This is a genomic window from Marinobacter bryozoorum, assembly GCF_023156245.1.
In the GTDB taxonomy this organism is placed as follows: domain Bacteria; phylum Pseudomonadota; class Gammaproteobacteria; order Pseudomonadales; family Oleiphilaceae; genus Marinobacter; species Marinobacter bryozoorum.
This window is the reverse complement of sequence record NZ_JAKZAH010000009.1, coordinates 1-20,546: the sequence shown is the minus strand read 5'-3', so window position 1 is coordinate 20,546 and position 20,546 is coordinate 1. Positions and strand designations below refer to the sequence as shown.

At 62.1% G+C, this 20,546-nt stretch carries 21 protein-coding genes and 1 other RNA gene; 14 read left to right on the top strand and 8 right to left on the bottom strand.

Annotation, left to right across the window (positions count from 1 at the left end; all coding sequences use genetic code 11):
- Positions 1–3 precede the first annotated feature (3 nt).
- From MLC59_RS07290 to MLC59_RS07270, 5 genes are all read left to right on the top strand, one after another.
- Positions 4–939 carry an ABC transporter substrate-binding protein gene (locus MLC59_RS07290; protein WP_248232744.1) on the top strand — a complete coding sequence of 312 codons (936 nt, stop codon included), beginning with the start codon at positions 4–6 and terminating at the stop codon, positions 937–939.
- Positions 936–2,933, top strand: coding sequence for a Fe(3+)-hydroxamate ABC transporter permease FhuB (fhuB, locus tag MLC59_RS07285; RefSeq protein WP_248232742.1), 1,998 nt, complete (start codon positions 936–938; stop codon positions 2,931–2,933). Before MLC59_RS07290 ends, fhuB begins: the two co-directional genes overlap by 4 nt.
- An 84-nt stretch (positions 2,934–3,017) precedes the next feature.
- Positions 3,018–4,835, top strand: coding sequence for an ABC transporter ATP-binding protein (locus tag MLC59_RS07280; RefSeq protein ID WP_248232741.1), 1,818 nt, complete (start codon positions 3,018–3,020; stop codon positions 4,833–4,835).
- Positions 4,836–4,887: 52 nt separating this feature from the next.
- Positions 4,888–5,661: an ABC transporter ATP-binding protein gene (locus tag MLC59_RS07275; RefSeq protein ID WP_248232739.1), complete on the top strand. Its 774-nt coding sequence runs from the start codon at positions 4,888–4,890 to the stop codon at positions 5,659–5,661.
- A gap of 50 nt (positions 5,662–5,711) precedes the next feature.
- Entirely contained in the window at positions 5,712–6,473 is a 762-nt protein-coding gene (locus MLC59_RS07270) for a (2Fe-2S)-binding protein (protein WP_248232723.1), read from the top strand.
- Positions 6,474–6,526: 53 nt separating this feature from the next.
- Here MLC59_RS07270 and MLC59_RS07265 read toward each other — a convergent pair whose 3' ends face one another.
- The 5 genes from MLC59_RS07265 to MLC59_RS07245 form a co-directional block, all read right to left on the bottom strand.
- A complete protein-coding gene (locus tag MLC59_RS07265; RefSeq protein ID WP_248232721.1) occupies positions 6,527–7,435 on the bottom strand; it encodes a DUF808 domain-containing protein in 909 nt (302 codons plus the stop codon).
- A gap of 101 nt (positions 7,436–7,536) precedes the next feature.
- Complete coding sequence (locus MLC59_RS07260) at positions 7,537–8,751, bottom strand: UbiH/UbiF/VisC/COQ6 family ubiquinone biosynthesis hydroxylase (protein WP_248232719.1); 1,215 nt, start codon at positions 8,749–8,751, stop codon at positions 7,537–7,539.
- Positions 8,748–10,028 carry a 2-octaprenyl-6-methoxyphenyl hydroxylase gene (gene ubiH, locus MLC59_RS07255; protein WP_248232718.1) on the bottom strand — a complete coding sequence of 427 codons (1,281 nt, stop codon included), beginning with the start codon at positions 10,026–10,028 and terminating at the stop codon, positions 8,748–8,750. The genes MLC59_RS07260 and ubiH overlap by 4 nt, the downstream gene beginning before the upstream one ends.
- A 46-nt stretch (positions 10,029–10,074) precedes the next feature.
- A complete protein-coding gene (gene pepP, locus MLC59_RS07250) occupies positions 10,075–11,397 on the bottom strand; it encodes a Xaa-Pro aminopeptidase (protein WP_248232716.1) in 1,323 nt (440 codons plus the stop codon).
- A gap of 21 nt (positions 11,398–11,418) precedes the next feature.
- Positions 11,419–12,030: a UPF0149 family protein gene (locus tag MLC59_RS07245; protein ID WP_248232710.1), complete on the bottom strand. Its 612-nt coding sequence runs from the start codon at positions 12,028–12,030 to the stop codon at positions 11,419–11,421.
- A gap of 141 nt (positions 12,031–12,171) precedes the next feature.
- On the opposite strand from MLC59_RS07245, the gene MLC59_RS07240 reads away from it, so the two are divergent.
- A complete protein-coding gene (locus tag MLC59_RS07240) occupies positions 12,172–12,747 on the top strand; it encodes a ZrgA family zinc uptake protein (protein WP_248232704.1) in 576 nt (191 codons plus the stop codon).
- 43 nt (positions 12,748–12,790) lie between these two features.
- Here MLC59_RS07240 and MLC59_RS07235 read toward each other — a convergent pair whose 3' ends face one another.
- On the bottom strand, positions 12,791–13,327 hold the full coding sequence (locus tag MLC59_RS07235; protein WP_248232702.1) for a DUF3299 domain-containing protein: 537 nt from the start codon (positions 13,325–13,327) through the stop codon (positions 12,791–12,793).
- Positions 13,328–13,452: 125 nt separating this feature from the next.
- Here MLC59_RS07235 and MLC59_RS07230 point away from each other — a divergent pair, with 125 nt between their 5' ends.
- From MLC59_RS07230 to MLC59_RS07205, 6 genes are all read left to right on the top strand, one after another.
- Complete coding sequence (locus tag MLC59_RS07230) at positions 13,453–14,127, top strand: ATP-binding cassette domain-containing protein (protein WP_248232697.1); 675 nt, start codon at positions 13,453–13,455, stop codon at positions 14,125–14,127.
- Positions 14,124–15,392, top strand: coding sequence for an ABC transporter permease (locus tag MLC59_RS07225; RefSeq protein ID WP_248232695.1), 1,269 nt, complete (start codon positions 14,124–14,126; stop codon positions 15,390–15,392). The genes MLC59_RS07230 and MLC59_RS07225 overlap by 4 nt, the downstream gene beginning before the upstream one ends.
- Positions 15,393–15,570: 178 nt before the next feature.
- The gene (locus MLC59_RS07220; protein WP_248232693.1) at positions 15,571–15,777 is read left to right on the top strand and encodes a TIGR02449 family protein; all 207 of its coding nucleotides are present in this window, start codon (positions 15,571–15,573) and stop codon (positions 15,775–15,777) included.
- Positions 15,777–16,106, top strand: coding sequence for a cell division protein ZapA (locus MLC59_RS07215; protein WP_248232691.1), 330 nt, complete (start codon positions 15,777–15,779; stop codon positions 16,104–16,106). The genes MLC59_RS07220 and MLC59_RS07215 overlap by 1 nt, the downstream gene beginning before the upstream one ends.
- Positions 16,107–16,154: 48 nt before the next feature.
- Positions 16,155–16,335: non-coding RNA, 6S RNA (gene ssrS / locus MLC59_RS07210), on the top strand.
- A gap of 24 nt (positions 16,336–16,359) precedes the next feature.
- Entirely contained in the window at positions 16,360–16,992 is a 633-nt protein-coding gene (locus tag MLC59_RS07205) for a 5-formyltetrahydrofolate cyclo-ligase (RefSeq protein ID WP_248232690.1), read from the top strand.
- A 13-nt stretch (positions 16,993–17,005) separates the two neighbouring features.
- On the opposite strand, the gene MLC59_RS07200 is transcribed toward MLC59_RS07205, so the two are convergent.
- Positions 17,006–17,173 carry a hypothetical protein gene (locus MLC59_RS07200; protein ID WP_248232687.1) on the bottom strand — a complete coding sequence of 56 codons (168 nt, stop codon included), beginning with the start codon at positions 17,171–17,173 and terminating at the stop codon, positions 17,006–17,008.
- Between the two features lie 241 nt (positions 17,174–17,414).
- Complete coding sequence (ilvA, locus tag MLC59_RS07195) at positions 17,415–18,944, bottom strand: threonine ammonia-lyase, biosynthetic (protein ID WP_248232686.1); 1,530 nt, start codon at positions 18,942–18,944, stop codon at positions 17,415–17,417.
- A 187-nt stretch (positions 18,945–19,131) separates the two neighbouring features.
- Here ilvA and rpiA point away from each other — a divergent pair, with 187 nt between their 5' ends.
- Together rpiA and ppa are read left to right on the top strand one after the other, a co-directional pair.
- A complete protein-coding gene (gene rpiA / locus MLC59_RS07190) occupies positions 19,132–19,812 on the top strand; it encodes a ribose-5-phosphate isomerase RpiA (RefSeq protein WP_248232681.1) in 681 nt (226 codons plus the stop codon).
- Between the two features lie 112 nt (positions 19,813–19,924).
- The gene (gene ppa, locus MLC59_RS07185) at positions 19,925–20,455 is read left to right on the top strand and encodes an inorganic diphosphatase (RefSeq protein WP_248232678.1); all 531 of its coding nucleotides are present in this window, start codon (positions 19,925–19,927) and stop codon (positions 20,453–20,455) included.
- Positions 20,456–20,546: the final 91 nt, after the last annotated feature.

Here is a 20,546-nt window from a genome sequence, read left to right as displayed (position 1 = left end):
GGCATGCTGAAAGGCAAACACCCGGGGCCCGCCTTGTGGGCCCTGTTTCTGATGCTGTTCAGCCTCTCCGCCAGCGCCGGTGTCGTGGTCAAACACGACGCCGGCGAACTGCGTCTGGAGCAGACTCCGCAGCGGGTTGTGGCTCTGAACTGGTGGCTGGTGGAACATCTGCTGGCGCTTGGGGTGGAGCCTGTCGGCGTCGCCGAAGCCGAGGGTTACCAGAAGTGGGTGGCCGAGCCATCCCTGCCGGAGGGTGTAAAGTCCATCGGCCGACGGCAGTCCCCGAACCTGGAAGCGATCCGCGCCCTGGAGCCGGATCTGATCCTGGTGTCCGGTCACCTGATGGCGGCAGTGCCGGCTCTGGAAGCCATCGCCCCCACCCTGGTACAGACCACCTACGCGGCCGGTAGCAATCCGTGGGACCGGGCCCGGGAGCACCTGGTCACCCTTGGCAAGGTACTGGACCGGGAGGCAAAGGCCCGCCAGGTCATCACCGAGGCCGAACAGAATATAGCCCAAACCCGCCAGCGACTGGCCCACGCCGGACTGGTGGGTCAACCAGCCTTCCTGGTGCGTTTCCTGGACGACCGCCGGCTCCGTATCCACGGCGACACTTCCATGCTCAACCAGGCCCTGGAGCTGGCCGGACTGCGTAACGTCTGGAACCGCCCCACCAACCTTTGGGGCTTCACCCCCGGAACCCTGGCTGACCTGGGCGGCCACCCGGACGCCTGGCTGATCTATATCGAACCCTGGCCGGAAGCCGACCAGCAACGGGTACAGTCCAGCGATCTCTGGCCCTGGCTGCCCATGGCCCGTCACGAACGGGTCACCGGTGTCGGTCCGGTATGGACCTTTGGCGGCGTCGCCAGTGTGCCCCGCATGGCCAGGATGCTGGCCGACCAACTGATCCAGGCGAACGGGACGCAACACCCATGAGTACGACATTCGCAAAGAATCGCCCCTGGGCCAAGTTTGGTCTGACCGCCCTTTTACTGCTGGTCGCCGGGCTACTACTCTCCCCGGCTACCAGCCACGACAACCTTGACCGCTTGCCGGGGGCCTTGCTGTTGTCCGCCTCGGCCTCCTTCGACCAGGCCGTGCTTCACTTCACACTGCTACCAAGGCTTACCATGGCGCTGCTTGTCGGCGCCGCCCTGGGCTTTGCCGGCACCCTGGTGCAGCAGGTGCTCCGCAACCCACTGGCAGCCCCGACAACCCTCGGGGTGGCAGCCGGTGCCCAACTGGTGCTTGGCCTGGTCATGTTACTGGCACCGGGCCTGCTGTTATGGCGGGAAGCCTGGGCCATGGCGGGCGGCCTGGGGGCGCTGGGACTGGTACTGATGATGGGCGCAAGGCGCGGGTTTGACCCATTGACGCTGACACTGTGCGGCCTCATCGTCAGCCTGTACCTGGGCGCGATCAACACGGTCATCCTGCTGTTCAATCAGGAGCAGCTGGCGGGGCTGTTTATCTGGGGCGCCGGTGAACTCAGCCAGAACGATTGGGCCAGCACCCTCTCCCTGATTCCCCGCCTGCTGCTGGCCAGTGGTATTGTGCTGGTGCTCTGGCGCCCGTTACAGGCGCTGGACCTGGGTACGGAGGGTGTTCGCTCCCTTGGGTTGTCCCCCGGCACCATCCGCACCCTGGCCCTCGCGTTGGCGGTATACCTGACTGCACTGACGGTCAGTCACGTGGGGGTGGTGGGTTTTATTGGCCTGGCGGCACCGGCCATCGTCCGCATGCTGGGCGCCCGCACCCTCCGGCAGCGCCTGCTGGCCAGTGCCCTGACCGGCGCGCTGTTGTGTCTGGTGGCCGATGGACTGGCCCAACAATTGACACTCGCGTTTGGCCATCTGTTGTTCCCCACTGGCGCAGCAACGGCATTGATCGGCGGGCCGATACTGCTGTGGGTACTGACCCGTAACCGCTTGATGTCACCACCTTCCCGCCAGGATGTCGTCATGGCGTCCTCCCGCCGCAAGTTCTCACGGGCGGGCGTAGTCGGCCTGACCATTCTCACCCTCCTCAGCCTGGTCGTTACGCTGACGCTAGGTCCGACCTGGCAGGGCTGGCAATGGACCCTGCCCGGCGGAGAAACCGCCATCCTGGCCATGCGGGTACCACGGATGACGACGGCACTTCTGGCAGGAGCATTACTCGCCGGTGCCGGCGTGATCGTGCAGCGCCTGACCCGTAACCCCATGGCCAGTCCCGAATTGCTGGGCATCAGCACCGGCGCGGCCATGGGCATGGTGTTGCTGGTGCTCACCGTGGGCAATGGCAACCGCGCCCTGCAGATACTGGCCGGCGGGCTGGGAGGAACACTGGTGCTGCTGGCCCTGCTGGCCCTCAGCCGGCGCAGTGAATTTTCACCCCAGCGCCTGCTGCTGGGCGGTATTGCGGTCTCGGCGCTGCTGGACGCGGGTATTCGCATGGTGCTGGCGATGGGCGATGCCCAGGCGGTAACCCTGCTCAACTGGTTGTCTGGCTCCACCTGGCTGTCCGGCCAGACAGATGCCCTGGCGTTGATCATCCTGACACCGGTGCTGGCCCTGCTTGCATTGCTGGCGAGCCGGTGGCTGGACCTGATGCCCCTTGGTGACAGTGCGGCCAGGTCACTGGGCCTCCCGCTTGCCCCGGTACGGCTGCTGCTCCTGCTCCTGGCTGCGGTCATGACCGCAGCGGCCACCCTGGTGGTGGGACCGTTATCCTTCGTCGGCCTGATGGCACCTCACCTGGCCCGCCTACTGGGCTACCAGAAAGCGCTGCCGCAACTGCTGGCAGCCTTTATCATTGGCAGCCTGCTGATGCTCTGGGCCGACTGGCTGGCCCGCTCGCTGGTCTATCCCTACGAACTTCCTGCCGGACTGGTGGCCACACTGATTGGCGGTGGCTACTTCCTGTTCCGGATGTACCGGACGCCGGGCTGAGTGGACATCACTATGTTTTATAAATCGAAAAGAATTCGCTACCCTTCCCGACCCTCAGGCCAGACGGCACAAAGGAAGCCCACCATGACTTCAAGCGACCGGCACACCAGCAGCTTCGCCGCCCTCGGCCGGCTGCTTCGATACGCCCGCGGTTATCGCCGACAGATCATTGCGGCCACCACCTGCTCCATCATCAACAAGCTCTTCGACATTGCCCCCGAGATCCTTATCGGTGTTGCCATTGATGTGGTGGTGAACCAGGAAGAGAGCTTCGTTGCCGGACTGGGCTTTGAGACAGCGCAGGAACAGATCACAATCCTGGCGGTGCTGACGTTCTTTATCTGGGCCGGGGAATCGCTGTTCGAGTACCTGTTCCAGATTCTCTGGCGCAACCTGGCCCAGCGCCTGCAGTCGGACCTTCGCCAGGACGCCTACGAACACGCCCAGCGCCTGGATATGAGCTTCTTCGAAGCCAACAGCTCCGGTCAGCTGGTGGCCACCATGAACGATGACGTGAACCAGCTGGAGCGTTTTCTGGACGGCGGCGCCAACGCCATGATCCAGGTGGGTGTGACAGTGGTGGCAGTGGGCGCCGTGTTCTTCGTGCTGTCACCGCTCATTGCGTTACTGGCTTTTACGCCGATTCCCCTGATTATCTGGGGTGCCTTCTACTTCCAGCGCAAAGCCGGCCCACTCTACGCCGATGTGCGGAAGAAGGTGGGTGACCTGTCCAGCCGCCTGGCCAATAACCTGGGCGGCATCGCCACCATCAAGAGCTTCACCGCCGAGCAACGGGAAGCCCGGCGCCTGAAAGAGGCCAGCGAAGCCTACGTGGATGCCAACCGGCGCGCCATCCGCATCAGTTCGGCGTTTATTCCGGTCATTCGCATGGCGATCCTGGCCGGCTTCCTGGCCACTTTCACGGTCGGCGGCATGATGGCCCTGGAAGGCAACCTGAACGTCGGCGCCTATGGCGTGCTGGTATTCCTCACCCAGCGCCTGCTCTGGCCGCTGACCGGTCTGGCAGCGGTCATCGACCTGTTCGAGCGGGCCATGGCCAGCACCCGTCGGATTCTGGATTTGCTGGCAGAGCCGGTGACTATTCCTGACGTCGCGGGAACTCCCCTGAAACAGCCTGTGCGTGGCGAGGTCGCGTTCAATCGGGTGAGTTTCCATTACACCGGCAGTGGCGCTGGTGTTGAACACATTACCCTGCAGGTTCCCGCCGGCAACACACTGGCCCTGGTGGGCGCGACCGGGTCCGGCAAGTCCACATTGATCAAACTGCTGCTGCGCTTCTACGACCCGTCCCATGGCGACATCCGCATCGACGGCCAGCCGGTCCATGAAGTGAGCCTGAAATCGCTGCGGGATGCCATTGGCCTGGTCAGCCAGGATGTCTACCTGTTTGAGGGCAGCATCCGCGACAACCTGGCCTACGGCAAACCCGACGCCACCGAAGAGGAAATCATCGAGGCGGCACGGACAGCGGAAGCCTGGTCATTCATTTCGGCGCTGCCGGAAGGGCTGGACACACCGGTGGGTGAACGGGGCATTCGCCTCTCCGGTGGCCAGCGCCAGCGGTTATCCCTGGCCCGGGCGCTGCTGAAGAATCCGCCTGTCCTGGTGCTGGACGAGGCAACCAGTGCCGTGGATAACGAAACCGAGGCTGCCATCCAGCGCTCCCTCAGGCGTATTGGGCACAACCGTACGGTGATCATGATTGCCCACCGGCTTTCAACGATCGTAGATGCCGATACCATCGCCGTGGTCGAAAACGGACGGATTGTCGAGGAAGGCGACCACAACAGCCTCATCCATAAGAACGGCCCCTATGCCGCCCAATGGCGGGTGCAAACCGGCCAGGCCGGAGGCGCTGCCTCGCCTCCCGATATGAATTGATAGTTATTCGCATTTAGATTATGCTGCCTTCCACACGAACAGGGGAATCTGAATGCCTGCGTTTTTTGATGTCCGCAACCTTGCCGTCCGTATCGGTGATACCGCCATTCTCCACGGCATCGACCTGGCCTTTAACGAAGGCCAGGTAACCGCCCTGCTTGGACACAACGGCTCGGGCAAATCCACCTTACTCAAAGCGCTTGCCAGGCAAATCCCCGCCAGCGCCGGTGAGGTCCTGCTGGAAGGCCAGTCTGCCAAAGGCCTGGGCGCCCGCGCCTTTGCCCGGGTGGTGGGCTATCTGCCCCAGCACCCTCCTGGCACCGATGGCCTGACCGTTCGGGAACTCGTAGCCCTGGGCCGCTACCCCTGGCGCGGTCCTCTGGGCCGTTACAGCGAAGAGGACCATGCGCTGGTTGACCAGGCCATTACTGACACCGACCTCAAACCCTTCGCACACCGTTCTGTGGACACCCTGTCCGGCGGGGAACGCCAGCGCGCCTGGATCGCCATGCTGCTGGCCCAGCAGACCCGCTGCCTGCTGCTGGATGAACCCATCTCTGCCCTGGATGTAAAACACCAGGTGGAAACCCTGCGCCTGGTCCAGCGCCTGGCGAATCAGCGTGAACTGACGGTGATCGTGGTACTGCATGATGTCGATCTCGCTTCCCGCTTCTGTGACCGCCTGGTGGCCCTGAAGGCCGGTCAGGTAGTGGCCGATGGCGCACCGGCCCAGATCATGGACAGCCAGGTTCTGGAATCCATCTACAGCGTACCCATGGGCGTCATGGAGCGTGCGCCCGGGCAATGGATTTCCTATGTCCACTAGCTCCTGTGCCCTGGTGGTCGGGCTGTACGTTGCAGGAAGAGAGGCCCGTAATGGCCAGGGCTGAGGCAGGTACAGACCGGCTGGCGGATTACCACAACCTGCTCGCCCGTCATCACCTTGACCGTAACGCATTGCTGAAGCGCACTTTGTCGGCGGCCAACCGCCAGCAACCGGCACTGTTTTCCCTCGCCCAGCTACTGGCCAATCCATCGCTGCTGGCAAAGCAGGTACTGGAAGATTATCCGGAAACTGAGCACCCCCGACTGCACAGGGCAAGGGTCTCTGTACTGCACCAGAGCCTTGCCCTGCAGATTATCGGGCCGCTGGTCATCCAGCTGTTCCGCGATGGCTCCAGTATTGAGCTGAATCCGGAACGGATCCTCCTGTGCCGGGAAGATTCATCGGTTGAAGGGCATTCCCGCTGGCACCATGCTGCCGGTAGCCAGGAACGTCTGGAGCCCGACGAATTCATCAGGGTGCTGAGCAATCAAATGCAGCACTGGTACCCCGTTTTCCGACAGCATTTTGGTGTCAGTCCGGGGTCCTACTGGAGCAGTGTGGGTCTGGCCCTGGGTGCGCCCTATTCGCTGGTATGGAACCAGGTCGATGCAGATGAGCTGTGCCGGCAGGCCAGCGGCTGGCTGACCCGGTTCGAATGTGAGGCGAACCGGTATATCGACTGGATTCCGACTCACTTCAGCCAGCAGCGCTGCGCCATTCCGCAGCGCAGGGGTTGCTGCCTGAAATACCTTCTGCCGGAAGGTGGTTATTGCGGCACCTGCGGCGTTCATCGCAAAGAGCGGATGCGGTAGGTTACAAACAAGGGAAAAACACGAGTCAACTCGCCTGCCCCATCACCCCAAGACTAATTAGATGAACGCAGTCGTCCAATAATCGTGAAAACGGCGACCAGCACCGCACCCGCCAGCACACCGACGATGCCATCGGCCAGTATGGGCCCGATGGTGGCCATGACAGGCCCGAGCCCGTCAGTGAATCCGCGGATCCAGGCGTAAAGCGGATGTATACCGTGCACCAGGATACCACCGCCTACCAGGAACATGGCGGCGGTGCCTACCACTGAGAGGCCTTTCATCAACCATGGTGCGGCGGTCAGGATGCCCGACCCGATGGTCTGTGCGGCGGAGGAGGCTTTTTCAGACAGGTGCACCCCAAGGTCATCGAGCTTGACGATGCCTGCCACCAGTCCATATACCCCAACCGTAACCGCCACCGCGATGACCACCAGTACCGCCAGCTGCATGGTTATCGGCTGATCACTCACGGTACCCAGGGTGATGGCAATGATTTCGGCGGACAGGATAAAGTCCGTGCGAATCGCACCCTTGATCTTGTCCTTCTCCAGGGCTTTCAGGTCCTTACCCGGGTCGGCGACCGCTTCACGTAGCGCCTCCCGGTGCTCGGCCTCTTGCTTGCTGTGCAACCACTTGTGGACCAGCTTTTCGAAGCCTTCATAACAGAGGAAGGCCCCACCGAGCATCAGTAACGGCGTAATCAACCAGGGCAGGAAGAAACTGATAGCCAGCGCCAGGGGGACCAGGATGACCTTGTTGATGGCCGAACCCTTCGCCACGGCCCAGACCACCGGCAGTTCCCGGGCCGGCCTGACACCGGTCACCTGCTGGGCATTCAGCGCCAGGTCATCGCCCAGTACACCGGCGGTCTTCTTGGCAGCGACCTTGGTCATTACGCTGACGTCGTCGAGGACGGCAGCGACGTCATCAAGCAGGGTAAGCAGGCTGGCACCGGCCATGGCAGTGATCTCCTTTCAAAGCACCACATCCGGTGACGGACAGGGCGTGCATGTCAGTGAGTCGACCGGGACAAATCAATCCCGTGCGATCCGTTTGATCATCATAATCCCATTGCGCGGGCTGCAACCTGGTTTTTCAATGGCGCTGCCCTGTCCAGCCAGCGCATGCCAGTGCTGCGCAACCAGCGCAGGGGCAGTTCATTGCGGGCAAAGAGCTGTTTGAAACCCTCCATCGCCGCCATCATCGCCAGGTTCTCGCCCTTGCGGCGACGCTGATAGCGCTGCAGCAGCATCAGGTCGCCCGGCGATTCCTGCCGTTCCATGGCCCGTTGCAGCTCGGCCAGCAAGGCGATCACGTCACCATAGCCGAGGTTCGCCCCCTGCCCCGCCAGCGGATGGATGGTATGGGCAGCGTCACCGATCAGGGCAAGCCCGGGCCGGACATATTGTTTGCTGTGGCGCTGGCGCAGGGGAAAGGCATGGCGCTTTGAGACGGCTTCCACCGCACCCAGCCGCCCCTCGAGGGCCCGACCCAATGCTGTGCAGAAGGGTCCGTCCTCCAGGGACAGCAGTTCCCGGGCGCGGCCTGTATCCTGGGACCAGACGATGGAGCAGAAGTGTCCGCTATCGTTAGCGTCATCACTTCGCAGGGGCAGGAACGCCAGTGGACCCGTAGCGGTGAAGCGCTGCCAGGCGGTATTCTCATGGGACCGTTCGGTCCGCACCGTGCAGACGATGGCTTCCTGGTCGTAGTCCCACTCCCGGGTGGGCAGCCCGGCCCATTGGCGGATTCTGGAATGGGCACCGTCAGCCCCCACGACCAGGGCTGCGGTCAATTGCTCACCGCCGGACAGCTTCAGCTGCCATCCCTGCTCACAGCTTGCCATGCCGGTCACCGACTGGCCGTCGAAACAGTTTAGCTCAGATGCTTCCACCTGCAGGAACAGCCCCCTGACCAGGTTACGATTCTCGATAATGGTACCCAGTGAGGGAGCGCCCAGTTCATCTGCCTCGAAGCGGATACGCCCAATGGCCTCGCCATCCCACACATCCATGGCGGTGTAGGGACAATGGCGGGTTTCGGAGGCCCTTTGCCAGGCGCCCAGCTGCTCCAGCAGGCGCTGACTGGCCTGGGAGATAGCGCTGACCCTCGGCTCAAAGTCATCCACGCCTGCTGCTTCGGCCGGTGTTGCGGTCAGGGATGACAGTGGCGCAGTTTCCACCAGTGCCACCCGCCAGCCCTGGGCCGCTGCACCCAGGGCCAGGGCGCTACCGGTCATGCCGCCGCCGACCACGACGATGTCGAAATGGCTCATTGCCAGTGCTCCTCCCTGCGATCAGCCGCTTTGCCACTCACCCCCAGGCCCATGGCCTGGCGGGCAAACCAGCGCTTGGCGCCAGGCACGATATCCAGCCCGGCCAGGCCGGCACTGCGGGCAATGCCAGGGGCCGGATACTCGCCACCGAACAGGCGCACCAGGGTGTCCGAGAAGCCAACCGTCTGACGCTGGTCAGCCGTATGGGCCTGCTGGTAACGGGCCAGGACCTGAAGGTCGCCGGGGGAGCGGCCAGTCTGCCGGGCAAACCGGAAAGCCTCCACCAGGGCCATCAACCCCCGCAATGCCAGGTTGAAACCCTGGCCGGCCACCGGGTGCAGGGAATGGGCGGCGTTACCCACAAGCGCCACACCGGGGCGAATGGTCTCGCGGGCCAGGGTCAGCGACAGGGGATAATGGTGAGGCTCGCCAAAGCGGGTGAAACGCCCCAGCCGCCAGCCGAAGGCCGCCTGCAGGCGCTGGCAACGTGTGGCATCGTCCAGCGCAAGAATGTCTTCCAGCTCCACCGGTGACAGCGTCCACACCAGCGCCGAACGGTGACCGGGCTCAGGGCCGCCCACCTGGGGCAGGAGTGCCATGGGCCCCCGGTCGGTAAAGCGCTCCCAGGCGGTGCCCTGGTGAGGGAGTTCGGTGCTGACGTTGGCGATCAGGGCAACCTGGTCGTAGTCTTCCCGGGTTGTCTCAATACCCAGGGCTTCACGCAGGCCGGAGCGGCCGCCATCAGCGACCACCAGGCAGCGGGCGTTGAGGGTTTCCTCCTGCCCGTCGTCGCCTTGGTTTCCCTGCCTTACGCTGACCTGGACACCGCCCTCCCGGGTAGTCACCGAGGTAGCCCGGGCCGGCGCCAGCCATCGGATCGCCGGCTCCGCGCGCAGGGCATCCATCAGGCAGAGGCCAAGCCAGCGGTTGTCCGCTACATAGCCCAACGCAGGCTGGTGATGTTCCTCGGCCGCCAGTCGGGTAACCCCCAGGCGCCCACGCTCGGACACGTGGATATGACGAATGGCTGCGGCCTGTTTCTCGATGGCCGACCACAGGCCGAGATGTTCGAAGATCTGACGGGAGCCCCAGGAAAGTGCCGTGGAGCGGGCGTCGTAACTGGGCTGGTAATCCGTCGGGGCAGGTTGCTCTGACAGTGGAAATGCTTCCACCACCGTCACCCGGTACTCCGGAATCAGGCGGGCAACTGCCAGCGCCAGGGTGGCACCGGCCAGCCCGCCACCGGCAATCAGTATGTCAGTATCAAAGGTCTGCATGGGGTTCCGGTCCGGCTCCAGTCACTGTGCTATTAAACCGACGCCATCAGGCCTCTGCCATCAGGGCTTCCACTTCGGCGATATTCTTGGGTACCGCATCCGTGAGCACACGACAGCCCTCCCTGGTGACAGCCACGTCGTCTTCGATACGGATACCGATACCACGCCATTGGGGGTCTACCTCCATATTGTCCGGGGCGACATACAGCCCTGGCTCCACGGTAAGTACCATGCCCGGCTCCAGTACCCGCCAGGCGTCGCCGACTTTGTAATCGCCCACATCATGCACGTCCATACCCAGCCAGTGGCCGGTACGGTGCATGAAAAAGGGACGGTAGGCTTCCTTATCCAGGGCTTCGGCCAGCGGCCCCTGAATCAGGCCGAGGTCGATCAGGCCCTGGGTCAGGACCTCCAGTGCCGCCTCGTGGGGCATGTTCCAGTGGTTGCCCGGGCGAACCGCATCAATGGCGGCATACTGGGCTTCCAGCACCACTTCGTACAGAGCACGCTGGGGCTCGCTGAAGGTGCCACTCACCGGGAAGGTGCGGGTGATATCCGAGGCATAGCAGTCCAGCTCACAACCGGCATCGATCAGTACCAGGTCCCCCTCATTCAGGGGAGCGCTGTTCTCGATGTAGTGAAGCACACACCCGTTGGCACCGCTGCCGACAATGGACGGATAGGCGGTGTTGCGGGCGCCGTGTTCCATAAAGGTATGGATCAGTTCCGCTTCCAGCTGGTATTCATAACCGCCCTTGCGGGCGCGTTTCATGGCCCTGCAGTGGGCCTCGGCACTGATCTGGCCGGCCCTGGCCATGACCTTGATCTCATTGGCGCTCTTGTAGAGGCGCAGATCGTGGAGCAGGTGTTCCAGGGCCACGAATTCCCCAGGGGGCTGGGCCCCTGCCCGCACCTTGCTGCGGATCAGCTTGACCCAGTCCATGACCCGGGCATCAAATGCCTGGTCCCGCCCCAGGGGGTAATAGACCCGGCTGCGACCCTCGATCATGCCCGGCAGGATGTCATCGATATCGGCGATCGGGAAGGCGTCGTCCAGGCCGTAGTGTTCGATAGCGCCGTCGGGACCGGTAATGGAGCCATCCCATTGCTCCTTCTCCGGATTGCGCTCCCGACAGAAGAGAACCGACTCGCCGTGCTCACGCCCGGGAATCAGCACCACTACAGCCTCGGGCTCACCAAAGCCGGTCAGGTACTGGAAATCGCTGTCCTGGCGGAACGGGAAGAGCACGTCCCGGTTGCGGGTACACTCCGGGGCAGCTGGCAGGATGGCAATGCTGTCCTTCGCCATCAGCTCCATCAGCCGGCGCCGGCGCTCGGCGTGTTCACTCATCGGAATCCACGGACTCATAGGGTCTCCTGGTACGGGCTGTCAGTGCAGGGTCTGGCCTGCGGAAGGCGGTGTCTGCTCCGGGGGATTGAACTCGGTAAATACGGAAATCACTCCCAGGCGGACGTACTCGGTGATGTCGTTGAGCTGGACTTCGGAGGCCTCGTCACCATCGTCGGCATCTTCTACCTGACTGATAGCCACCAGGTCCTCGATCAGCTCACGGATTTCCTCGGGGGCTTCGCCAAGGCGCTGACCGGCGGCGAGGGCCATCCCTTCGAGAAAGCCCCGCACCCACGCGGAAAGGGCCTGAAGGCGCTGGTCAAACGCATAGTCATCTTCCGGCAGCAGCGGCTGGAACGCCATGTCCGTAGCACGCAAATGATCCAGGGTCTGGCGATAGGCCTCGTCCATAAAGGCCGGCAACTCCGGCGGCAGGTCATCATCGCTGGTCAGTGCATCCGGGGCGATACCCACGTGCTCACAAACCACTTCCAGCCATTGCTGCTCACTGAGCCGGGCACCAGCCGCCAGCCGGCCGCAGAGGCCGCCGTGAAGTTCAGAGGGGTGGCTGAACGCCCGGCAACGGGTGAACAGATTCGCCCAGCCTTCGAAATCGTCGGTACGGGAGCCCGGGGCTGTGTTATCAGTCATTAAAGCGCTTTACCTGTTCGCTGAGTGGGTTTCCAATCCTACCATTTCCGCCGGGACTGCGGCACATCCGGGCAAAATTCCTTGACCCGAATCCATACATCAGTAAATTACGTTATAACATTTCAATTCGGAACCGGTTCCATGGCCATGCCTACCGTCAGAAAGCTCGTCCTTACCTTCACGCTGTCCTCCCTGCTGCTACCGGTTACCGGCTATGGGCAGGATGGCCAGAGAGCCCATGTCCACGGGGCAGCCGAGCTGCAGGTGGCTATCGAAGGCAAGACCGCCGAGCTGATCCTGCGCTCACCGGCGGCCAACCTGCTTGGCTTCGATCACGTACCCCGGGACTCCGGGCAGGAGGCGATTCGACACGAGGTCGTTCAATGGCTGGAAACCAGTGCAGTGATCCAGACGCCAGCCAATGACTGCACGGTCAGTGCCGGCACCATCCACCAGATGGGGGGAGTGGACCATGACCATGGGCACGACCACGATCACGGCCACAGTGACAGCAATGCCCCGAAAGAAAACGGTCACAGCGACTTCGAGGTCACCCAGAGGCTCGACTGCGACAGTGAATTGTCGGGAACCTTGTCAGTACCGCTGATGGAACGCTTTCCCGGCATCGACAGTCTGTCAGTGGACTGGATTACATCCACCGGTCAGGGGCACAGCGAGCTGGAAGCGGGTGAAACCGGTCTTACCCTGTCACGATAAAGCCCCCATCCGGCGCAGGAGCCGGCCGGGACACAGGACCGGCCTATAACATACTGTCAGCGTCGTCCATTTCGTACAGCTCTACCTCTTCGCTGACCAGCGTGTAGGATGCGGCGGCAATATCGTTTTCCACGGACTCGGTCTTGAGGGTGCCCTGAACCCAGACTGGCTCATAGAGCGCACCAAGGGTAAAACCGGGCTTGTAGGTGACATGGATAATCTGGTTCGGCGGTGGAGGTGGCACGTGGATACAGGCACCGTAGTAGGGCACCAGGAAGAACTCCACGATACGCTGGTCGCTCCCCACGGTTTTGAGAGGTACTACGAAACCCGGGATGCGGGCTTCAACGCCGTCCATTTCAGGCACCACCCGACCGGTCATGATCTCGTCCGGGAGCTCCACCGGGCCATCACCCTCGTGCTCGATTTCCGGCAGGCTTTCCAGCAGCCGGAGGTCCTCCTCAGGCATCAGCTCGAGCCAGTCCAGCTCTCGCCATTCGGCATGTGCTGCGCCCGTGCCAGCCAGCAGCGCCAGGGCGACAACCCAGGGCAGCCAGGCGTTTTTGAACGACCCCTGCATGAAAAATCTCCTGCTATTAACGGAAAACAGCCGGGCGATCTCAACCGCCGGCCAGCCGGGGTATCATGCCACGGCGACACCATGCTTCCCATGACCATTGAACGGAAAACAGGTTCCCGACACCGATGATCATCAAGACCACCAACCTTGGCTGGCAGTGGCCGGGGCAGTCCGCCCAGCTCCGGTTTCCGGATATCTCGCTGCCGGCCGGCGAGCATCTGTTTATTCACGGGCCCAGCGGCAGCGGCAAGACCACCCTGCTGAGTCTGCTCAGTGGTCTGAACCGGGCCACCCTGGGCAGCATCCGGGTTCATGGTCAGGACCTGGCCCGACTGTCCGGCGGCGGCCGCGACCGGCTGCGGGCGGACCGCACCGGTGTCATCTTCCAGCAGTTTAACCTGGTGCCCTACCTGTCCGCCCTGGACAACGCCACCCTGCCCTGTCGGCTGTCCGGACGCCGCCGGCAACAGGCGGGCGATCCCGCAGTGGCAGCCCGTCAGCTGATGACCGCTCTCGGACTCCCCGGGGAAACCTTCAACCGCAAGGCTCCGGAACTGAGTACCGGTCAGCAACAGCGGGTCGCCGCAGCCCGGGCCCTGATCGGGGCGCCACCACTGATCCTCGCCGATGAGCCCACCTCGGCGCTGGACGTGGTAAACCGTGACCGGTTCGTGGCGCTGTTGCTGGAGCAGGCCGCCGGCACCGGTTCCAGTGTTGTATTCGTCAGTCACGACCCCGCCCTGGCCAGCCACTTCGGCAACCACCTGGAGTTGCTGACCGACACGGAGGCGAACCCATGAAGCTCTCCCTGGCCCTGTCACTGGCCATGGCCAGCCTATGGCATCGCCGTCGCATTCTGTTACTGGTCACACTGACACTGACCCTCAGCGTTTCACTCCTCCTCGGCGTCCAGTACCTGCGCACAGAGGTTCGCCAGTCCTTCAACAGTGCGGTGTCCGGCACCGACCTGATTATCGGGGCCCGCAGTGGTGAGCTGAACCTGCTGCTGTATAGCGTGTTCCATATCGGCCATGCCACCAACAACCTGGGCTGGAACTCGTTCCAGGAGCTGCAGAAAGACGGGCGCATCGACTGGTTGATCCCGCTGTCCCTGGGGGACAGTTACCGGGGCCATCGCGTGGTGGGCACGGATAGTCGCTTCCTGGAGCACTACCAGTACGGCGACGACCAGCCGCTGCAACTGGCGAAAGGCCGGTGGTTCAGCGACGTATTCGACGTTGTACTGGGCGCCCAGGTAGCGCGTACCCTCGGTCACCGGACCGGCGACGAGATCGTCCTGTCCCATGGAGGGGGACGCACCAGCTTCGTGAAACATGATCAGCATCCATTCCGGGTGAGCGGCATCCTTGCCGCTACCGGGACCCCGGTGGACCGGGGCGTCTATGTGAGCCTGGAGGGGCTGGAAGCCATTCACATCGGCTGGGAAGCCGGAGTACCCGCCCCCGGGCGCACGCTTTCGGCGGACGCCGCACGCAACCGGGAACTGACGCCGGACACCATTACCGCCGCCCTGACCGGAATCAAGCGGCAAATACTCACCTTCCAGGTGCAGCGGGACATTAACCAGTATGGCGGGGAGCCATTGTCCGCCATTCTTCCGGGGGTTGCGCTGGCCCAGCTGTGGCAGGTGCTCGAGCAGTTCGAACTGCTTCTGCTGGGCATAACGACTTTCGTGGTTGTGATCAGCCTGGCAGGCCTGGTGACGGTATTACTGACCCTGCAAACCCACCGCCACCAGGAAATCGCGGTGCTGAGAGCCAATGGCGCATCGCCTTCCCTGATCGGCAGCCTCTACCTGCTGGAGTGTACCGGGCTTGCCGTCACCGCCACCGTGCTGGCCACCGGTCTCTGGTACCTGTTGCTGCTGGCCGTCGCGCCCTGGCTACTGGATGTCTGGGGCATCGCCATCAACCTGCGCCGCCTGACAGTCGCGGAAGGCCTGTTGCTGGCCTCGGTACCCCTCGCTGGCCTTGCCGTGGGTGCCATACCCGCCTTCAAGGCCTGGCAACTTGGCAACAGGGCGTCCGGCTGGGGGGCCCAATAGGCGATCCAGGCATCAGGGATGGGACAGGTGTCACACCATGATGACAGATTGGCAAATTGACCCGTTTCGATAGCCCACTTATAGTTGGCCAAGGGTGGTGCAACGGCACCACCTGATGAACGGCCAGACCGAAAGGGGCCACCGGTGACCAAATGCCCCCTCACGTAGCGGAATGTCTATGGAACAGTCAGATTTGCAGGCCATGGCGGACAAGCTGGACCGCCTTATTGAGCGCTGTCGCAAGCTGGAGCAGGATAACGCAGCCATGCGTGAGCTTCAGGATGAATGGCACCGGGAACGCGCCCAGCTCATCCAGCGCAATGACCTCGCCAAGAACCGCATCGAAGCCATGATCGGCCGCCTTCGGGCCCTGGAGCACCACTGATGTCGAAGTCTCCCACCACGGTCGAAGTCAGTATTCTCGACAAGGATTACCTGGTCGCCTGCCCCGAAGACCAGCAGGACGCCCTGCGCCGCGCCGCCCGTCACCTGGACAGCAAGATGCGGGAAATCCGCACCACCGGAAAGGTGCTGGGCACCGAGCGCATCGCGGTTATGGCTGCTCTCAACATTACCCATGAATTACTGGAAGACGCCAGCATGTCCGGCGCCGCCGACAGCCTGCTAAGGTCCATGGACGAAAAGCTGGACAACGCACTTGGCGGCAGCCAGCCTGCAACAGATTCCGACAATAGCGCTGATAACAGAAATTAAACCGTTAACGGTTGCATCCGCCCCGGTTTGTACCCGTATAATGGGTCCAACTTCCTGGGCTGTTCGCTGGTCGGATACGTCCTCGAGCCGATGCGCAATACCCAGGTGGCTACTTCAGGGCATTGTGAGCAAGTCCCCCGCGAAGGGGAAAGCCTAATATGTCACAGCGGCCACCACCTTGAACTCTGGGTTCAAGGGCCACATCCGATAACGGCAGCTCGGGAAGCTTATTTCATTCAAACCTGCCGTTAACGTGACGCACTCCCTCCAGAATCTTTCAGATTTCGAGCCAGACACTGCCCGGGACCGCAAGGCCCTGAGACGGCAACTGCGTCAGGCCCGCCGCCAACTGAACCCGCAGCAGCAACAAGAGGCCGCCATTGGCCTGGCCAACGCATTGCGCAAGCACCCCCGGGTGATGGGCGCCCGGCACATTGCCCTTTACCTGCCCAACGACGGCGAGATTGACCCCGGCCTGTTCATGGCCCAGAGCCAGCGGCGGGGCATGCACTTCTACCTGCCGGTACTGCACCCCATACATTCGGGGCAGCTGGCTTTCTGTCGTTACGACGCGAACACCCCCATGGCACCCAACCGATTCGGAATCCCCGAGCCCGTGTTCCATAGCCGCCGCATTCGCCCGGCCTGGTCGCTGGATGTGGTGCTGATGCCGCTGGTGGGGTTTGATGAGGAAGGCGGCCGCCTGGGGATGGGGGGCGGGTTCTACGACCGCAGCTTTGCCTTTACCCGGATACGCCCACGGTTACGCCCTGCCCTGATCGGGCTGGCCCATGAACTTCAGAAGGTGGAAAAGCTATCGGTGGAACCCTGGGATATACCGCTGGATGCGGTGGTGACAGATCGGAAGGTCTACAGGACGGGGTAGATCTGGAAGCGCTTCAGCCTTCGCTGCGCTGCCCATTGAACCATTGCCCCTGGGAGCTTATCTCAGCGGGAATGGCACGGGGCTCTTCGTCAGAGCTCCCGAAAGACGTCAGCCCGGTCGCGGCCAGCCCTATTACGAATAACAGAACCACCGTACGAATCATGTCCGGCTTGCGCCTCATTGCGTATCCCCCACTCATGAGCTGACTGCCCAATACAGCTACTGTTATTGTTGTTTTAAACGCCCGCTTTCTCCACAAAAACAGGCGCCTGCTGACAACTTCGAGAATTGACGAAAGGGTAACACTTATGCAGCGATTTACAATTCCTGAAAATTACAATTTGTAAATATCGCAACTCAACGTGTTTCAGCGGGTAACAAGCGCGCTTTTTAACCGTTACCGAGACCCCGCCCCGAGACCGCTAGTGACCGTTGCCTGCACCCAGGAACAGGCTGTATGCCTCGTTGTTGGTTTCATTGGTATAACGGAAGCCGACGCGATCCAGCATGGCCTCGAAATCGCCCAGCTCGCTGTCCATGACCTGAGCCCCCATCAGCACCCGGCTGTAGGCGGCACCGTGATTACGATAGTGGAACATGGAGATGTTCCAGCGAGTGCCCAGCGACATCAGGAATTTCAGCAGGGCACCGGGGCGCTCCGGGAATTCGAACTGGAACACTTTCTCGTTGGCGACAGATGGCGCATGGCCGCCCACCATGTGGCGAATATGCTGCTTGGCCAGGTCACTGTCGGTCAGATCCGCTACCTGGTAGCCGTCTTCCCGCAGGCTTTGCACCAGCTCTTCCCGTCCATGGCCACCGGCCTGTACCTGGATGCCTACGAAGATCCGGGCCGCCTCGGCATCGGAATACCGGTAGTTGAACTCGGTGATGCTGCGCTTGTGCAACGCGTTGATAAAGGTCTTGAACGCACCGGGGCGCTCCGGAATGGTGACTGCCAGGATGGCCTCACGCTTCTCACCTACCTCGGTGCGCTCCGAAATATAGCGCAGGCGGTCAAAGTTCATGTTGGCGCCACTGAGGATACCGGCCAGCGTCTCGCCTTCCAGCTGCTCCCGCTCCACATACTTTTTCATACCCGCCACGGATAGTGCACCGGCGGGTTCGCTGATGGAGCGGGTATCCTCGAAAATGTCCTTGATGGCCGCACAGATTTCATCCGTGGATACGGTGATGACTTCGTCCACGTTGTCCTTGCAGATTTCCCAGGGTGCCTCACCGATCTGTTTCACGGCCACACCGTCGGCAAAGATACCCACTTCGTCGAGGACGACCCGTTCACCAGCGGCCAGGGCGGCCTGCAGGCAGTTGGAATCTTCCGGCTCCACGCCGATGACCCTGATCTCCGGGCGCAGGTACTTGATGTAGGCCGCCATACCCGCTACCAGGCCTCCACCACCCACCGGGATAAACACCGCGTGCAGGTTGTGGGAGTACTGCCACATCATCTCCATGGCCACGGTGCCCTGCCCGGCAATCACATCGGGATCATCGTAGGGTGGGATATAGGTGTAACCGTGCTTTGCGATCAGCTCCTGGGCATGGGCCGCAGCCTCGTCAAAGGCGTCACCTTTGAGTACCACCTTTGCGCCCCGGTCACGTACCGACTTCACTTTGATGTCAGGCGTGGTCTGGGGCATCACAATAACCGCCCTGATACCCAGCTTCTTTGCCGCCAGGGCCACACCCTGGGCATGGTTTCCCGCCGACGCACAGATGACCCCCTTGTCCTTCTGGGTATCGGACAACTGGGCAATCCGGTTATAGGCACCACGAATCTTGAAAGAAAATACCGGTTGCAGGTCTTCACGCTTGAGCAGAATCTGGTTGCCCAGGCGCTTGCTGAGACTGCGGGCTTCGGTCAGCGGGGTTTCGATGGCCACATCGTAAACCCGCGCATCAAGAATCTTTTTGATGTAGCGTTGCGGCATGGTGCGTTATGTCCGGTCTGATTGGGAGGCGAAAAAAGAGCTACCCCGGTGGCGGGGCAAACGTACAGTGTAGGAACTTTGCACCGCCCGCGTCTATAACCCGGCGCCTTCACAGGGCTATAATAATGCCCCTGCGCCTGCCCGGCGCTGCGCCAACTCAGACACTCTCTCCCTTCCGGAGGCCAAGATGACACAGGACGAACTCAAGCAAGCCGTGGCCAGGGCCGCACTGGACCACGTCGCACCACGACTGGACCGGGACAGCGTGATCGGCGTGGGCACCGGCAGTACCGCCAACTACTTCATCGATTACCTGGCCGAAGTACGAAACGACTTTGACGGCGCCGTCGCCAGCTCGGAAGCGACCGCCGAGCGGCTGAGGCAGCACGGGATCCCGGTTTACGACCTCAACGCCGTGGCCGAACTGGAGTTTTACGTCGACGGCGCCGATGAAACCAACGACAACCTGGAGCTGATCAAGGGTGGCGGCGCAGCGCTGACCCGGGAAAAAATTGTCGCAGCCGTGGCCAGGACCTTCGTCTGCATTGCTGACGAGTCCAAGCGCGTGGATATCCTTGGCGCCTTCCCGCTGCCAGTGGAAGTCATCCCCATGGCTCGCAGCCACGTTGGTCGCCAGATCGTGAAGCTGGGCGGTGACCCGGTCTACCGGGAAGGGGTGACCACCGATAACGGCAACATTATTATCGATATTCACAACATGGATCTGTCTCGCCCCATTGACGTCGAGGAGCGGCTGAACCAGATAGTCGGCGTAGTCACCAACGGGTTGTTCGCGCGACGCCCTGCGGACGTATTACTGCTGGGCACCGCCGACGGGGTCAGAACCATTGAACGGGACGGTGCCTGATATCCGCCCTACCGACTCTGGTTGTATTTCGGTTGCGCCGCGATATCCGTATAATGTCGCGCACTTTTTCACCGCAATGTCTTAATTTCACTTTCCCAGAAAAGGACCCGACATGAACTTTGATCACATCCCCGCCGGCAAGAACCCGCCCGAAGACATCTACGTGGCGATCGAGATTCCGGCCAATGGCTCTCCGGTCAAATATGAAATCGACAAGGACATGGGCGCCGTCATGGTCGACCGCTTCATGGTTGCCCCGATGTTCTATCCGGCGAACTATGGCTTCATCCCGCACACCTTGGCTGATGACGGCGATCCGCTGGATGTGCTGGTCATCACCCCCTACCCGGTCCAGCCAGGCTCTGTCATCCGCTGTCGTCCGGTAGGCGTTCTGAACATGGAAGACGAAGCCGGCGGTGATGCCAAGCTGGTAGCAGTACCCCATGACAAGCTTACCAAGGCGTACACCGAGGTTAAGGACATCGAAGACGTTCCCCAGCTGCTGCGGGACCAGATCCGGCACTTCTTCGAGAACTACAAGACCCTCGAGCCCGGCAAGTGGGTCAAGGTACAGAACTGGGAGAATGCCGAGGCCGCTCGCAAGGCCGTCAAGGCGGCAGTGGACGCCTACCAGGGCAACTAATTCCACCCTGCCACAACGAGTAGGGTGAGGCGTCACCGCCTCATCCCTCTCACAGAACCGTACATACGGACCACGTATACGGCTCATGCCA

What these genes read in the sequence shown, in the direction of transcription:
- MLC59_RS07290 (WP_248232744.1), top strand. Translation starts at nt 4, where the DNA reads ATGCTGAAAGGCAAACACCCGGGGCCCGCCTTGTGGGCCCTGTTTCTG.
- fhuB (WP_248232742.1), top strand. Translation starts at nt 936, where the DNA reads ATGAGTACGACATTCGCAAAGAATCGCCCCTGGGCCAAGTTTGGTCTG.
- MLC59_RS07280 (WP_248232741.1), top strand. Translation starts at nt 3,018, where the DNA reads ATGACTTCAAGCGACCGGCACACCAGCAGCTTCGCCGCCCTCGGCCGG.
- MLC59_RS07275 (WP_248232739.1), top strand. Translation starts at nt 4,888, where the DNA reads ATGCCTGCGTTTTTTGATGTCCGCAACCTTGCCGTCCGTATCGGTGAT.
- MLC59_RS07270 (WP_248232723.1), top strand. Translation starts at nt 5,712, where the DNA reads ATGGCCAGGGCTGAGGCAGGTACAGACCGGCTGGCGGATTACCACAAC.
- MLC59_RS07265 (WP_248232721.1), bottom strand. Translation starts at nt 7,435, where the DNA reads ATGGCCGGTGCCAGCCTGCTTACCCTGCTTGATGACGTCGCTGCCGTC.
- MLC59_RS07260 (WP_248232719.1), bottom strand. Translation starts at nt 8,751, where the DNA reads ATGAGCCATTTCGACATCGTCGTGGTCGGCGGCGGCATGACCGGTAGC.
- ubiH (WP_248232718.1), bottom strand. Translation starts at nt 10,028, where the DNA reads ATGCAGACCTTTGATACTGACATACTGATTGCCGGTGGCGGGCTGGCC.
- pepP (WP_248232716.1), bottom strand. Translation starts at nt 11,397, where the DNA reads ATGAGTCCGTGGATTCCGATGAGTGAACACGCCGAGCGCCGGCGCCGG.
- MLC59_RS07245 (WP_248232710.1), bottom strand. Translation starts at nt 12,030, where the DNA reads ATGACTGATAACACAGCCCCGGGCTCCCGTACCGACGATTTCGAAGGC.
- MLC59_RS07240 (WP_248232704.1), top strand. Translation starts at nt 12,172, where the DNA reads ATGGCCATGCCTACCGTCAGAAAGCTCGTCCTTACCTTCACGCTGTCC.
- MLC59_RS07235 (WP_248232702.1), bottom strand. Translation starts at nt 13,327, where the DNA reads ATGCAGGGGTCGTTCAAAAACGCCTGGCTGCCCTGGGTTGTCGCCCTG.
- MLC59_RS07230 (WP_248232697.1), top strand. Translation starts at nt 13,453, where the DNA reads ATGATCATCAAGACCACCAACCTTGGCTGGCAGTGGCCGGGGCAGTCC.
- MLC59_RS07225 (WP_248232695.1), top strand. Translation starts at nt 14,124, where the DNA reads ATGAAGCTCTCCCTGGCCCTGTCACTGGCCATGGCCAGCCTATGGCAT.
- MLC59_RS07220 (WP_248232693.1), top strand. Translation starts at nt 15,571, where the DNA reads ATGGAACAGTCAGATTTGCAGGCCATGGCGGACAAGCTGGACCGCCTT.
- MLC59_RS07215 (WP_248232691.1), top strand. Translation starts at nt 15,777, where the DNA reads ATGTCGAAGTCTCCCACCACGGTCGAAGTCAGTATTCTCGACAAGGAT.
- MLC59_RS07200 (WP_248232687.1), bottom strand. Translation starts at nt 17,173, where the DNA reads ATGAGGCGCAAGCCGGACATGATTCGTACGGTGGTTCTGTTATTCGTA.
- ilvA (WP_248232686.1), bottom strand. Translation starts at nt 18,944, where the DNA reads ATGCCGCAACGCTACATCAAAAAGATTCTTGATGCGCGGGTTTACGAT.
- rpiA (WP_248232681.1), top strand. Translation starts at nt 19,132, where the DNA reads ATGACACAGGACGAACTCAAGCAAGCCGTGGCCAGGGCCGCACTGGAC.
- ppa (WP_248232678.1), top strand. Translation starts at nt 19,925, where the DNA reads ATGAACTTTGATCACATCCCCGCCGGCAAGAACCCGCCCGAAGACATC.